13 protein-coding genes and 2 pseudogenes are annotated in these 12,371 nt (G+C 65.4%); 8 read left to right on the top strand and 7 right to left on the bottom strand.

Annotated features, from left to right (window positions below; genetic code table 11):
* Both P9228_RS21695 and P9228_RS21690 read right to left on the bottom strand, forming a co-directional pair.
* The coding region (locus P9228_RS21695; RefSeq protein ID WP_278055463.1) for a PfkB family carbohydrate kinase at positions 1 to 550 on the bottom strand (550 nt) is incomplete at its 3' end.
* Between the two features lie 3 nt (positions 551 to 553).
* Positions 554 to 1,354, bottom strand: a complete 801-nt coding sequence (locus tag P9228_RS21690) for a class I fructose-bisphosphate aldolase (protein ID WP_095800983.1) — start codon at positions 1,352 to 1,354, stop codon at positions 554 to 556.
* A gap of 184 nt (positions 1,355 to 1,538) precedes the next feature.
* Between P9228_RS21690 and P9228_RS21685 the strand changes: the two genes are divergently transcribed.
* Positions 1,539 to 2,687 carry a Gfo/Idh/MocA family oxidoreductase gene (locus P9228_RS21685; protein ID WP_278055461.1) on the top strand — a complete coding sequence of 383 codons (1,149 nt, stop codon included), beginning with the start codon at positions 1,539 to 1,541 and terminating at the stop codon, positions 2,685 to 2,687.
* A 34-nt stretch (positions 2,688 to 2,721) separates the two neighbouring features.
* Here the strand turns inward: P9228_RS21685 and P9228_RS21680 are convergent, their stop codons facing one another.
* Positions 2,722 to 3,744 carry a LacI family DNA-binding transcriptional regulator gene (locus P9228_RS21680; protein WP_278055460.1) on the bottom strand — a complete coding sequence of 341 codons (1,023 nt, stop codon included), beginning with the start codon at positions 3,742 to 3,744 and terminating at the stop codon, positions 2,722 to 2,724.
* Between the two features lie 219 nt (positions 3,745 to 3,963).
* On the opposite strand from P9228_RS21680, the gene P9228_RS21675 reads away from it, so the two are divergent.
* Both P9228_RS21675 and P9228_RS21670 read left to right on the top strand, forming a co-directional pair.
* Positions 3,964 to 4,911, top strand: a complete 948-nt coding sequence (locus P9228_RS21675; protein WP_095776665.1) for a sugar kinase — start codon at positions 3,964 to 3,966, stop codon at positions 4,909 to 4,911.
* Entirely contained in the window at positions 4,908 to 6,194 is a 1,287-nt protein-coding gene (locus P9228_RS21670; protein ID WP_278055459.1) for a D-tagatose-bisphosphate aldolase, class II, non-catalytic subunit, read from the top strand. The genes P9228_RS21675 and P9228_RS21670 overlap by 4 nt, the downstream gene beginning before the upstream one ends.
* Before the next feature lie 9 nt (positions 6,195 to 6,203).
* On the opposite strand, the gene P9228_RS21665 is transcribed toward P9228_RS21670, so the two are convergent.
* Positions 6,204 to 6,743, bottom strand: a complete 540-nt coding sequence (locus P9228_RS21665; protein ID WP_095776664.1) for an Lrp/AsnC family transcriptional regulator — start codon at positions 6,741 to 6,743, stop codon at positions 6,204 to 6,206.
* Positions 6,744 to 6,791: 48 nt separating this feature from the next.
* Here P9228_RS21665 and P9228_RS21660 point away from each other — a divergent pair, with 48 nt between their 5' ends.
* Together P9228_RS21660 and P9228_RS21655 are read left to right on the top strand one after the other, a co-directional pair.
* The gene (locus P9228_RS21660) at positions 6,792 to 7,973 is read left to right on the top strand and encodes an MFS transporter (protein WP_067327699.1); all 1,182 of its coding nucleotides are present in this window, start codon (positions 6,792 to 6,794) and stop codon (positions 7,971 to 7,973) included.
* A 59-nt stretch (positions 7,974 to 8,032) separates the two neighbouring features.
* Positions 8,033 to 8,455, top strand: a complete 423-nt coding sequence (locus P9228_RS21655; protein WP_066989003.1) for a GNAT family N-acetyltransferase — start codon at positions 8,033 to 8,035, stop codon at positions 8,453 to 8,455.
* Here P9228_RS21655 and P9228_RS21650 read toward each other — a convergent pair.
* Positions 8,452 to 9,567, bottom strand: a complete 1,116-nt coding sequence (locus P9228_RS21650; protein WP_278055458.1) for an anhydro-N-acetylmuramic acid kinase — start codon at positions 9,565 to 9,567, stop codon at positions 8,452 to 8,454. The genes P9228_RS21655 and P9228_RS21650 overlap by 4 nt on opposite strands.
* A 211-nt stretch (positions 9,568 to 9,778) precedes the next feature.
* Here P9228_RS21650 and P9228_RS21645 point away from each other — a divergent pair, with 211 nt between their 5' ends.
* On the top strand, positions 9,779 to 10,468 hold the full coding sequence (locus P9228_RS21645; protein ID WP_066988999.1) for an SDR family NAD(P)-dependent oxidoreductase: 690 nt from the start codon (positions 9,779 to 9,781) through the stop codon (positions 10,466 to 10,468).
* Positions 10,469 to 10,516: 48 nt separating this feature from the next.
* Positions 10,517 to 10,609 (top strand): annotated as a pseudogene (locus tag P9228_RS21640) (ABC transporter permease); the annotation flags it as partial.
* Here the strand turns inward: P9228_RS21640 and P9228_RS21635 are convergent.
* Positions 10,597 to 10,782, bottom strand: coding sequence for a hypothetical protein (locus P9228_RS21635; RefSeq protein WP_141245810.1), 186 nt, complete (start codon positions 10,780 to 10,782; stop codon positions 10,597 to 10,599). The pseudogene P9228_RS21640 and the gene P9228_RS21635 overlap by 13 nt on opposite strands.
* A 57-nt stretch (positions 10,783 to 10,839) precedes the next feature.
* Here P9228_RS21635 and P9228_RS21630 point away from each other — a divergent pair, with 57 nt between their 5' ends.
* Positions 10,840 to 11,859: an isopenicillin N synthase family oxygenase gene (locus P9228_RS21630; RefSeq protein ID WP_278055456.1), complete on the top strand. Its 1,020-nt coding sequence runs from the start codon at positions 10,840 to 10,842 to the stop codon at positions 11,857 to 11,859.
* 234 nt (positions 11,860 to 12,093) lie between these two features.
* Here the strand turns inward: P9228_RS21630 and P9228_RS21625 are convergent.
* Positions 12,094 to 12,354, bottom strand: a pseudogene (locus tag P9228_RS21625) (2-oxo-hepta-3-ene-1,7-dioic acid hydratase); the annotation flags it as partial.
* Between the last annotated feature and the right edge of the window lie 17 nt (positions 12,355 to 12,371).

Here is a 12,371-nt window from a genome sequence, read left to right as displayed (position 1 = left end):
AGCCGAGGGGAAGAATGAGATGGTCGCAGAGCCCGATCAGCCTCTCGGTGGCTGGGCCGCTGCTCCATTCGATATCGCCGAGGATTGCAAGGCCGAGATCGCGAGCCCGAGCCACGACATCCATCGACCGGATCGCGTAACTATCGACGATCAGGACGGCCGCGCGGCTGAGGACCTCGTCCGGAAAGTCTGGCGCGGTGCCCAGCATCGCTTCGTCGTCATACGCGATGAACCTCTCCCCATCCGAGCCGACGGTGATCCGCGAGCGCACCGGGCGTGCGTGCGGGTGGCGCGGCGCGAATGCGGTTTCAACGCCGCTCGCAACGAGATCGCACACTACGGCGTCGTCCGCGGCACTGGCTAGCCATCCGACGAACCCGGCGGTTCCGCCGAGCCGCGCGACGGCGGCAAGGGCCGTCGCGACATTTCCGCCGAAAGTTCGGGCAGTTTGCAGAACCTTCCCCTTGCCCGCCGACAACGGCTGATCGACATAGACGATGTCGTCGATCGCAATAGCGCCGAAGCCGAGGATTGAAGGGACGGTGGGCATCGTTCAGGCACCCGCCTTCGCCAGGGCGTCTTCTGCCGAAAGGCCGTCATGGATGACGCTCCGAAAGGCAAGTGCCGCCTTCTCCGGATCGCCGTGCCCCCAGAGATTGCGACCGACCACGGCACCGCGCGCGCCGGCACGTATGGCGTCCGCCGTCTGCTGAAGGGCGCCGAGCAGCGTCTCGGTCTTCGGACCACCCGCGATCACAACCGGCACCGGGCAGGTCCGGACGGTCTCTCGGAACGACTCGAAATCGCCCGTGTAGCCTATCTTGATCACGTCGACGCCGGACTCGTAGCCGATGCGCGCCGCATAGGCGATCTCGTCGGGGGTGAAGACGATTTTTGCTCCGTCGGTGAAATCGCGCGGGTAGATATGCGCCACCACCGGCATGCCGTAGCGTGCCGCCGCATTCACCGAGTCGGTCAGCCAGCGTATGTACTTACCCTCGGTCGCGCCGCGCACCGGAATGGCCACGGCCAACGCATCGGCCCCGGCGCGCACCGCATCCTCCGGCGTTGCAATCAGCTCGCTGATGCGATCGTCTGGGGTGAAGCAGCCCGCCTGGATCACCAGAGACGCTTTGCCCGCATATTGCGGCCACAGATGGCGCGCGGTGCCGGGCTGGATGCTGACGTAGTCGGGTTTGCCCATCATGACGCGCGCGAGCGCACCGGGCAGATCGGCAAGCCCGCCTTTGCGCACGTCGCCATAGCCGACAAAGTGGTCGACCGCGCCGCCAAAAAGCTTCCCGGACGGATGCGAGAAGAGGCGCGCAAGGCGCACCTTGGTTCCTAGGCTCATGAGTGCAAAATTCCTCAATCGTTTTGAGCTGGCGGCCTCCGATGTCGAGCCAGCATTTTCACATGCTCTATAAAAATTTTACGCGCGTCAAGATTTAAAATGCGCTATAGCGAGTCACGAACATGGTCCGCCGCCGTTGCAACGGGTTGTCTGCGGCGGTGCCGCATGGGAGGTCGGAAGGAAAATGCAAGCAAAATCAGGAGCGAAGCTCGGTATCGGCGTTATCGGTTGCGGCAACATATCGATGACCTATCTGCGCAACGCAGCACTTTTCGCCGGCGTGGAACTGCGCGCCTGCGCCGATATTTCCGCCGACATGGCCGCGCTACGGGCCAGGGAATACGGTATCCGCGCGCTGCCGGTCGATGCGCTGCTGGCCGATCCCGAGGTCGATCTCGTCCTCAACCTCACCGTTCCGTCGGCGCATTTCGACATCACCCATTCGGCGCTTTCCGCGGGCAAGCACGTCTTCACGGAAAAGCCTCTGGCGACCTCGGCCGGCGAGGGCCGCCGGCTGGTCGCGGAGGCGGCGAAGCGCGATCTGCTGCTGGGCTCGGCTCCAGACACCTTCCTCGGCGCAGCCGGGCGGCGTGCCCGCCGCCTGATGGACGAGGGCGCGATCGGCCGCGCCGTGACCGGCACCGCCTTCATGATGGGGCGCGGGATGGAGCATTGGCATCCCAATCCGCAATTCTACTATCAGCCGGGCGGCGGTCCGGTGTTCGACATGGGGCCATACTACCTGACGATGCTGGTCAACCTGCTCGGCCCGGTCGCCCGCGTCATGGCGATGACGACGCGCGGTCAGGACGAGCGCCTGATCACCGCCGAAGGCCCTTACATAAACACCAGCTTCAGGGTCGGCACGCCGACCAACATCCTGTCGCTGCTCGAATTCCACTGCGGCGCCACCGTCACCTTCGGCGCCTCTTGGGACGTCTTCAAGCATTCCAACCATCCGATCGAGCTACACGGGACGGAAGGCTCGCTCAGGCTACCCGATCCCGACACGTTTGGCGGCACGGTCTCGCTATCGGCGCACGGCGCCGATTGGAAGGATTTCGAGAGCGAAGGCGAGCTCTACGGCGCGCGCAACTGGCCCTATGCTGCACCGGACCGCGCCAACTATCGCATGCTCGGCGTCGCCGACCTAGCGCGGTCGCTGTCGGAAGGGCGCAGACCCCGCGCGTCCGGCGAACTGGCGCTGCACGTGCTCGAGGTCATGGAAGCGATCCTCGCCTCCGGCGAGAGCCGGAACTCCGTCGCCGTCGTCGGCTCGGTCGACCAGCCGCCGCTGCTCAGTGAAGACGAGGCGGCGAGCCTGCTTGCCTGAGGCGCCGTGATCGCCCAGCAGGAGTTCGGTATCCCTAGGCCGACTGGCGCATCACCAGCGTCGCGTCGAGACTGACCTTCGCCGCGACGGGCGCGCCGTCCTCGTCGAGCAGGGTAAGCAGCGTCTCGACGCTGCTTCCGGCCATCGCCGCGAAATCCTGCGCCATGGTGGTGAGCGCCGGGCAAGTGTAGCGGCTGAGCGGATGGTCGTCATGCGCAGCCACCCGCAGGTCGCAATCCGCCTTGCGGCCCACCTTCAGCCCTTTCGAGAAGGCGGCCGCCATCACGCCGAAGGCGAGACGATCGTTGGCGCACAATATGGTCTTGCCCAGCAGGCCGCCATTGCCGAGCAGCTTTTCCGTCTGTTCGTAGCCGATCCGTTCGAACTCCCATGTGTAGTCGTCGGTATTGCCGAAGACGAGCGGCTCCTGCCCGAGCCGCTTCATGGCATTGACATAACTCTCCACCCGCTCGCGCGAATTATGATTGACGTGCGGAATATCGAAATAGACCGGGGCATCGCCCGAGCGGCAGAGATAGTCGACGATGGTCGACATGCTCTGCACATTGTTGTTGCCGACGAAAGGCGTGCCGCCTTCGAGATAGGTGTCGAAATAGACAATCGGGATCGCCTGCGTCAGCTTCTCGATCGCTCGCTGGTCCGAGCGCTGGCCGAGCGGTGCTATCAGCGCGCCGGAGACCTTCAACGACAAGATCGTCCGCGTCGCCTCGGCTTCCAGTTCGCTCGATCCATGCGAGGAAATGACGATCGGCCAATAGCCTTCGTCGCGTAGCCTGAGTTCGATGCGGCTGACCATCTCGGAATAGAACGGGTCGGTCACCGTCGGCACGACGATGCCGATGCTGCGGGTGCGCTTGCGGTTGAGGTTTCGCGCGAACAGATTGGGCTGATAGTCGGACGAGCGCAGCGCATCCTCGATGCGTTTTCGCGTCGCCGGCTTGACGCTGGTCGGATCGTCGAAGAATTTCGACAAGGTCGGCCTGGAGACGCCGCAGGAACGGGCGAACTCCTCCATCGTCTTGTGAGTCATCGGCATCCAAACCCTCGCGGCATGGAACCTCGCTCCCATGGCGCTGCTCCGGCGCTCATACGGCGCATCGGCGTGCGTCTGCAAGTTGAAACTTTACAGGAAGCTCCGCAAGTTTCAACGCGTCCGGAGAAATTATTCCATGCGTAAATTTATTAATTGACGTGAAAAAGAGGGGGCCGTATTCCAAGCCCTAAAGCCATGCATGGCGAATGCTGGGAGGACGTGATGAAGAAGCTGGTCTCAGCCGGCGAGATCCTCGTCGAGATCATGGCGGAATCAATCGGCCAGAGCTTCCTCGAGCCCGGTCCGCTGGCCGGCCCCTTTCCGTCCGGCGCCCCGGCGATCTTCATCGGCCAAGCGGCGGCGCTCGGCCAGCCTGCGGGTCTCATCGGCGCCGTCGGCGGGGACGATTTCGGCCAGTTGAACATCGACCGGCTCAGCGCGCTCGGCGCCGACGTTTCGGCAATCGCCGTCCGTGAAGGCCATGCAACCGGCACCGCCTTCGTCGCCTACCGGACCGATGCATCCAGGCATTTTGTTTTCAATATCCGGAACAGCGCCGCCGGCCTTTTGGAAATGGACGATGCCGCCAAGCGGCTCTTGGCCGGAGCCGATCATGTCCATGTCATGGGCTCTTCGCTTTTTTCCGATCGCGCCACCGACGTCGCACTCGCCGCGATCGCGGCCGTGAAGGCCAAGAGCGGCACGGTGTCCTTCGATCCGAACATCCGTCGCGAGATCATGCAGGCGTCCGGCACGCGTCAGGCGCTCGATCATGTGCTCGCGCAGACAGATGTCTTCCTGCCGAGCGGCAACGAACTGTTCCTTTTCTCCTCCGCCAGCGACGAACAGGCCGCGGTCCGCGAATTGCTGGGGCGAGGCATCTCCTGCATCGTGCTGAAGAAAGGCGCCGATGGCGCCACTTATCACGACCGCAAGGGCACGCTCGCCATGCCCGGCTTTGTGGTCGAGGAAGTCGATCCGACCGGCGCCGGCGATTGCTTCGGCGCCGCCTTCGTTTCCTTCTGGCTGCGCGGTGCCTCGCCCGCCGATGCACTGCGCATCGCCAATGCCTGCGGCGCGCTCGCCGTTACCCGCAAGGGGCCGATGGAAGGCATTCACCGGCTCGCCGACGTCGAGGCCTTCATCGCAAAAGCGACCGCACGCGCATGACCGGCGCCACGGCAAGATTTGCTGGCATCGCCGCTCGCCGCGCGGCAGGCGCGAAGGGCGGCATCGCCTCGATCTGTTCGGCGCACCCGCTGGTGATCGAAGCGACGCTCCGCCACGGCGCGAGGAATGGCGCCGATGTGCTGATCGAGGCGACCTGCAACCAGGTCAATCACGAGGGCGGCTATACCGGCATGACCCCGGCCGCCTTTCGAGCCTTCGTCGAGACGCAAGCAGGCAGGACCGGCTTTCCGTTCGACCGGCTGATCCTCGGCGGCGATCACCTCGGCCCGAATCCGTGGAAGCATCTGCCCGCGGCGGAAGCGATGAACAAGGCGGCGGCGATGATCGACGCCTATGCCTCCGCCGGCTTCACCAAGCTGCATCTCGACACCAGCATGGCTTGTGCCGACGATTCCGTGGCACTCGCCGACGAGACGATTGCCGCGCGCGCGGCCGAGCTTGCGGCGGTTGCCGAGGCGGCGGTCGCCCGCTCGGGTGATGAAAAACCCGTCTACATCATCGGCACCGAAGTGCCGGTTCCGGGCGGCGCGCTGGAAGCGCTCGACCATATGCATGTGACCGAGCCGGCCGATGCGCTCCGCACGGTCGAGCTCCATCACCAGGCCTTCTCCCGTCTCGGCCTCGATGCCGCTTTTGCCCGGGCCGTCGGTGTCGTCGTTCAGCCCGGCGTCGAATTCGGCAATGCCGACATCATCGCCTATGCGCCCGAGAGGGCGACGAAGCTGGTCGCGGCCCTGGAAAGCCAGCCGCAATTCGTCTTCGAGGCGCATTCGACCGACTATCAGCCCGCGGAAGCTTTGGCCGCGCTCGTGCGCGACGGCTTCGCCATCCTCAAGGTCGGCCCCTGGCTCACCTTCGCGTTGCGCGAGGCGCTCTATGGCCTGAGCCACATCGCCGACGCGCTCGCGCCCGATCCCTCGCGCGAAAGCTTGCTGGCCGCGATGGAACGCATCATGCTGGCCTCGCCCGGCGATTGGCAGAAATATTATCCGGGATCGCCTGACGAGCAGCGCCTGCAGCGGCATTTCTCCTTCAGCGACCGCATCCGCTACTACTGGCCATTGCCCGACGCACAGCATGCGACCGAAGCGCTGCTGGCGGCACTCGGCAAGCGTGAAATTCCACGCCCCCTGATTAGCCAGTATCTCGGCCATCTCGATGCCGAGGTCGGCGCCGGTCGGATCACGCCGACCGCGCATGAGCTTCTGATTGCCAGCGTCACGCGCGTCCTCGATACCTATCGCAGGGCCACGATCCCGTAAGCCGGCGGATTAGTAGACAGGCGTCGCCATATGTTTGGGTGCCGGCCATTCGGCCGTGATCTCTGGCTGGACCGGCCGTTCGAGATAGGTTGAAAGCACCACATAGCTGCGCGTCGAGACCACGCCCGGCGTCTCGTAGATACGAGACAGCAGGCCTTCCAGCGCCCTTGTGTCCTCGGTGCGTACCTTGAGCAGCATGCAGGTGTCGCCGGCGACCGAATGGATCTCTTCCACTTCCGGGCATTCCGAGATCGCCATCAATTCCGGCGTCTTGCCCCAGCCCCTGGTATCGATGTGCACGAAGGCGAGCAGCGGCTTCTTCACCGCCTTCGGATCGATGATCGCCGAGGTGGCGCGGATGGCGCCGCTGCGCCTGAGCCGCTTCACCCGCTCATGCGCCGCCGGTGGCGACAGGCCGACGCGATCGCCGAGCTCCGCATAACTGATGGTCGCATCGTCGACCAGAACGCCTAATATTTTTCGGTCGATCGGGTCGACCTCACGGGTTGGCTGCTTGTTCCGCTGAACGTCATCTGTTTCTGAGTCCATTTGGAAATTCTCCATTGATGCTGAATTCAATTCGGTCATTATGGAGATATGTCGAACAGTGATCAATCAGCGATTCTGACTGCGGCGTCCCGTGCACCGATCCCGGCCGCAGCCTACCTGCTCACCGGCTGCATCGCCGTCATCGGCTCCAACTCACTGGTTCTCGGGCCGATAGCGCCCGCCGTCGCGGCATCCTTCGCGGCAAGCGTGCCGGCGGTGATGACGGCCGCCGCTGCCTTCGGCCTCGGCACCTCGGCCAGCGCGCTTTTTCTTGCCCGCTATATCGACCGGATCGGCGCCCGCCGCATGCTGCAGGGCGCACTGCTGTTGCTTGCGCTGGCGCTGGTGGGCAGCGCGCTCGCGCCGACGGTGGCGGCGCTGGTCGCGGCCCAGCTCGTTGCCGGCATCGCTGCTGGCGTCGCCATGCCGGCGATCTACGCCAGCTCCGCAGCGATCGCGCCGCCCGGCCGCGAGAGCGGAACGATCGGCGTCGTGCTGACCGGCTGGACGCTGTCCATGGTCGCCGGAGTGTCGCTGTCGGCGGTGCTTGCCGATCTGATCCATTGGCGGGCCGTCTTCGCCGCTGTCGCGCTTCTCGCCGGAGCCGCCGTCGCCGGCCTGTCGGTCAGCTCGCTGCGCGACACCAGGAAAAGCGGTCCGGCACCGTCGCCGCTCGGCGCGCTGGCTGTGCCCGGAATCCTGCCGCTGCTGATCGCCTGCGGCGCCTTCATGACGGCCTTCTATGGCGTCTACGGCTATCTCGGCGATCATCTCCATGAAGGTCTCGGCGAGCCGGTCAGCGCCAACGGGCTGGCGGCGATCGCTTACGGGCTCGGCTTCGGCGCGGCGGCGCTGCTTGACGGCGTCATCGACCGTCTCGGCGCCCGCCGTGTCATGCCCTTCGCCTATCTGCTGGTCGCCGCCGTCTATGTGGCGATCGCCTCGGCCAGCGGCACCTTCGGCCTGCTGATGGCGACGATCGCCGTCTGGGGCCTTGCCAACCATTTCGGGCTGAACGTTCTGGTGATGCGGCTCACCGCGCTCGACGCCGCGCGGCGCGGCACGATCATGGGCCTGAACAGCGCAGTCACCTATTTCGCCGTAACCGTCGGCACCGCCGGTTTCGGCCCGCTCTACACCGCCCTCGGCTTCGCCAACTGCGCCCTGGTCGCCGCCTTGCTGATGCTGGTGGCGGCATCGGCCGCGGCGTGGCGCTCTGCCCGGCAATAGGCTTGCGTGTCGCTTCGCTCCTTGGCTAAGGCTGGCTTCCGAACCGCACCGGAGCCACCATGAAGATGACGCTCGAGATCACCGCCGAGCCCTTGCCGCAGGATCTCGCCCGTGTCGGCGAGGGCTTGACCGCCTTCAACGACAGCGATGTCGGTGCCTCGGGCCGGAAGACGCTCGCCGTCTTCGTTCGCGACGACGCCGGCGCGATCGTCGCCGGCATTTCCGGTTACACCGCCTGGGGCTGGCTCTATGTGCAATGGCTCTGGGTCGACGAAACCTGGCGTGGCCGGCACATCGCCGCGAGCATGCTGGACGCAGCCGAACGGGAAGCGCTGGCGCGCGGCTGCCAGGCCGCGTGGATCGACACTTTCAATCCGACCGCGGCCAAGGTCTATCAGCGCCAGGGCTACCAGCCGTTCGGCACGCTCGCCGATTTTCCGGTCGGCCGCAGCCGCATCTTCCTGCAGAAGAAGTTGTCTTAACCCGCGAGCTTTCCACCGTGCATCGGCTGCGGCACCCCGGTGGTGCTCGGAAAGCTGATCGGCAGGCCGCGCAGCACGCGCACCGCGAGGAACGCGAAGCATTCCGCTTCGACCGCGTCGCCCTTCCAGCCGAGCGTCTCGGCTTGCACCACTTCGACGCCGGCACGCTGGCCGAGCATCGCCATCATGGTCGGGTTGCGGCGGCCGCCGCCGCTGACCGCCAGTCGTCTTGGCCGGCGCGGCAACAGATCGAGCGCCTTGCCGACCGCCGAGACGGTGAAAGCCGTCAGCGTCGCCGCGCCGTCCTCCGCGCCGAGCCCGTCGGCCATGGCCGCGGTGAAGTCGAAGCGGTCAAGCGATTTTGGGTAAGGCTTCGTCAGATACGGATGCTGCAGCAGCCGCTCTAGCCTTGCCTCGTCGACCGTACCCGCGGCAGCCAGTCTGCCGTCGCGATCCATCTCGCCGAGGCCCTTCGCCTTGATGAAATCATTGACCGGCGCATTGGCCGGCCCGGTGTCGAAGGCGACGATGTTGTCTTTGCCGTCCCACCAGGTGACGTTGCCGACGCCGCCCAGATTGAGCACCGCGGTGTCGCCGCTGGCGTCGGCCTCTTTGAGCAGCGCCGCATGATACGCGGCAGCGAGCGGCGCGCCTTGTCCGCCGGCCGCCACATCGGCCGTGCGGAAGTCATAGGCGACTTTGGTGCCAAGCAGGGCCGCCATCAGCTCGCCGTCGCCGAGCTGGCGCGTGCGGCCGATTCGTCGCGGCTGCGGGGCGCGATGCAGCACCGTCTGGCCGTGGAAGCCGACGACGCCGATATCGGCCATCGTCATGCCCTGGCTTTCGACCAAATCCCTGACCGCCGCCGACTGCGCGCGCGTCAGCGCCTCCTCCGCCTCGCGAAAAATCGTCGGCTCCGGCCCCTCGAAATTCCAGACGCGTGCTTGGCGCAGGGTCTCTTCGAGTAGGGTGCGGATCGATTGCGGGTAGGGGGCCAGTGTGTATGTGCCGGTGTCGGCGATGCGCTCGCCGTCGGTTTTAATCAGCGCCACGTCGATATTGCCGTCAAGCACCGTACCGGTCATCAGGCCGACGGCCCAGATTGGTTCCATGGTCGTTCCTCGAATCGCCGCTGGACCACGTGTCGGACGGATCGGCGCGACAGGCAAGTCTTTCGGATGCGCCGGGACCTCTCACCGTGCACCGCCTTTGTGTCGCACTGCCAAAACGGAGCAACCTAGTCCTTGCCTGTTGCCGCCGAAGGAGCGAGCTTGTGCGATTATCGATCTCAACTGAACAACGCGTACTCGCAGGAGGAACGACATGGCCGCCAATGTCGCAGTGATCGCCGGCGCTGGAGCTGGCCTCAGCGCTTCGCTGGCGCGGCTCCTCGGCAAGCAAGGTTTTCGCGTCGTGCTGGCCGCCCGCAATGTCGACAAGCTCTCCGCGCTGGTTCAGGAGACGGGTGCGCAGGCGGTGGAGACGGACGTGTCGGATGCCGCCTCCGTCGCGCGGCTGTTCGAGGCGGCCGACAAGGCCGGCTCCCTCGAAATTGCCGTCTTCAACGCCAGCGGCCGCACGCGCGGCCCGATCGCCGAGCTCGATCCCGAGGCGGTCAAGCAGGCCCTGCTCGTCGGCGCCTATGGCGGCTTCCTCGTCGGCCAGCAGGCGGCGCGCCGGCTTGTTGCGCGCGGCTCCGGCTCGATCCTGTTCACCGGCGCCACTGCGAGTCTCAAGGGCTTCTCCGGCTCGGCCGGCTTCGCCATGCCGAAATTCGGGCTGCGCGGGCTGGCGCAGTCGATGGCGCGCGAGCTAGGTCCGAAGAACATCCATGTCGCGCATTTCATCATCGACGGCCAGATCGAGCCGCCCGGGCAGGCGGCCGAGCCAGACCGGCCGGATCGCCGCCTCTCGCCGGACGCGATCGCCGAGACCTATCTCGCAGTCCACCGCCAGCATCGCAGCGCCTGGAGCTTCGAGGTCGAGCTGAGGCCCTGGGTCGAGACGTTCTGACGATCCATTCCACGAACCGTGCAATAACGCGCCCCGACGCGAGACCGCGTCATGGTTGCGGCGGTGGTGGTGCTGATCGTGCTGGTCTGCGACATCCAGTGGTGTGACCGGCTGGTCGCGTGGCTGGATCATCGCGGATAGGCGAAACGCGAGAAGCGGAAGTCGAATGAACGCAATTTGCCGCGAAAACCCGGGAATTGAGCGGCGGCTTGCTCCATTTGCAACGAGATTGGTTGGCGCGTTTCTTCACCTGCAATGACGCGCATGTCATCGTGCGGCGGGGTTGCTCGAGCAATTCCAGGAAAAGTGCGCATCGGTTTTCCGTCCGGACTTGCGAAAAACAGAGAGTTGCCGCCAAGAGGAAGCTGTCCATGGCCAGAATAATCCCGGTGCTCGATCTCGACCGACTGGAGCAGGGCGAGTCGGAACTGCGGACCTTCTTGTTTGATCTGCGCACCGCCGCTCGCGATGTCGGCTTCTTCTATCTCAGCGGCCACCGCATAACGCAGCCGGACATCGACGCGGTGCTCGATGCCGCGCGGCGCTTCTTTGCCTTGTCGGAGGCCGACAAGCTGGCCATCGAGATGGTGAAGTCGCCGCAGTTTCGCGGCTACACGCGTGCCGGCGGCGAGCTGACCAGGGGCAAGGCCGACTGGCGCGAGCAGCTCGACATCGGCGTCGAGCGCGCGACCATTTCGCAAGGGCCGAGCGTGCCGGCCTGGACCCGGCTGCAAGGTCCGAACCAGTGGCCGGCTGCGTTGCCCGAACTGAAGCCGGCGCTGCTTGCCTGGCAGACCAAGGCGACGGAGGTAGCCATCCGGCTGCTCAAGGCCTTCGCGCTGTCACTCGATCAGCCGGAGGACGCCTTCGACCCGATCTATGGCAGCGAGCCCAACCACCGCATGAAGATCGTGCGCTACCCAGGCCGCGACGCCACCGGTGACGACCAGGGCGTCGGCGCGCATAAGGATGGCGGTTTCCTCACCCTTCTGCTGCAGGACGAGAACAAAGGGCTGCAGGTCGAATATGATGGCAGCTGGGTGAATGTGGATCCGATTCCGCAAACGCTCGTGGTCAACATCGGCGAACTGCTCGAACTCGCTTCGAACGGGTATCTGAGAGCAACCGTGCACCGCGTCGTCACACCGCCGCCAGGCGTCGAGCGGATTTCGGTGCCGTTCTTCTTCAGCGCCCGGCTCGACGCGACCATCCCGCTGCTCGACCTTCCGCAGGAACTGGCGGGTGAGGCGCGCGGGCCGGCCAGCGATCCCGACAATCCGCTCTTCCGCAACGTCGGAACCAATGTGCTGAAGAGCCGTCTGAGGTCGCATCCCGACGTGGCCCGGCAGCACTATGCCGATCTTCTGGAAAAGACAGCGGCGGCCGGCTGAGCTTTGCCGCTGCCCGCGCGATATTTTTTCGCCTTTCGGCCAGTTTTTGGAATTCAGTTCGTGGAAAATATACCGCAACCGCCCCAAATAGACGCCATCGCTCGGTGTTTTCCTCCCATTGCGCCGGGCGATGTTCCCCTCTGAAGGTTGTGACCTTCATTTCTTGGCCGGGCCGCTTTCGCGCCCGGCCTTTTTCTTTGGGGCAGCGCGCCGCTTGCAAATTCGCGCGGCCGGTCAGGCGAAAGCGATGCGGATCGCACCAAAGGGCCCGAAATCCGAGACGATCCGATCGCCATGCCGGCATTCGACCGGCCGGATGAAGGAGCCCGACAGCACCACCTGTCCGGCCTCGATTTGCATGCCGTATTGGTGAAGCCGGTTGGCGAGCCACACAATGCCCTTGGCCGGATGATCGAGCACGCCGGCGCCGAGCCCCGTCTCCTCCACCTCGCCGTTGCGCGACACGATGGCGCCGATTCAGCGCAGGTCTGCCTCGCGCGGGCTGGGGTGGC

The sequence above is a fragment of the Mesorhizobium sp. WSM4898 genome (genome assembly GCF_029625845.1).
GTDB lineage: Bacteria > Pseudomonadota > Alphaproteobacteria > Rhizobiales > Rhizobiaceae > Mesorhizobium.
The sequence above is the reverse complement of the archived record's forward strand: the minus strand, read 5'-3'. Positions and strand labels throughout refer to the sequence as shown.

Bases quoted from the DNA above. Each gene is read 5' to 3' on its own strand.
- P9228_RS21635 (WP_141245810.1), bottom strand. From the start codon at position 10,782: ATGCGCACTTTTCCTGGAATTGCTCGAGCAACCCCGCCGCACGATGAC.
- P9228_RS21645 (WP_066988999.1), top strand. From the start codon at position 9,779: ATGGCCGCCAATGTCGCAGTGATCGCCGGCGCTGGAGCTGGCCTCAGC.
- P9228_RS21670 (WP_278055459.1), top strand. From the start codon at position 4,908: ATGACCGGCGCCACGGCAAGATTTGCTGGCATCGCCGCTCGCCGCGCG.
- P9228_RS21685 (WP_278055461.1), top strand. From the start codon at position 1,539: ATGCAAGCAAAATCAGGAGCGAAGCTCGGTATCGGCGTTATCGGTTGC.
- P9228_RS21655 (WP_066989003.1), top strand. From the start codon at position 8,033: ATGAAGATGACGCTCGAGATCACCGCCGAGCCCTTGCCGCAGGATCTC.
- P9228_RS21630 (WP_278055456.1), top strand. From the start codon at position 10,840: ATGGCCAGAATAATCCCGGTGCTCGATCTCGACCGACTGGAGCAGGGC.
- P9228_RS21665 (WP_095776664.1), bottom strand. From the start codon at position 6,743: ATGGACTCAGAAACAGATGACGTTCAGCGGAACAAGCAGCCAACCCGT.
- P9228_RS21660 (WP_067327699.1), top strand. From the start codon at position 6,792: ATGTCGAACAGTGATCAATCAGCGATTCTGACTGCGGCGTCCCGTGCA.
- P9228_RS21690 (WP_095800983.1), bottom strand. From the start codon at position 1,354: ATGAGCCTAGGAACCAAGGTGCGCCTTGCGCGCCTCTTCTCGCATCCG.
- P9228_RS21650 (WP_278055458.1), bottom strand. From the start codon at position 9,567: ATGGAACCAATCTGGGCCGTCGGCCTGATGACCGGTACGGTGCTTGAC.
- P9228_RS21675 (WP_095776665.1), top strand. From the start codon at position 3,964: ATGAAGAAGCTGGTCTCAGCCGGCGAGATCCTCGTCGAGATCATGGCG.
- P9228_RS21680 (WP_278055460.1), bottom strand. From the start codon at position 3,744: ATGCCGATGACTCACAAGACGATGGAGGAGTTCGCCCGTTCCTGCGGC.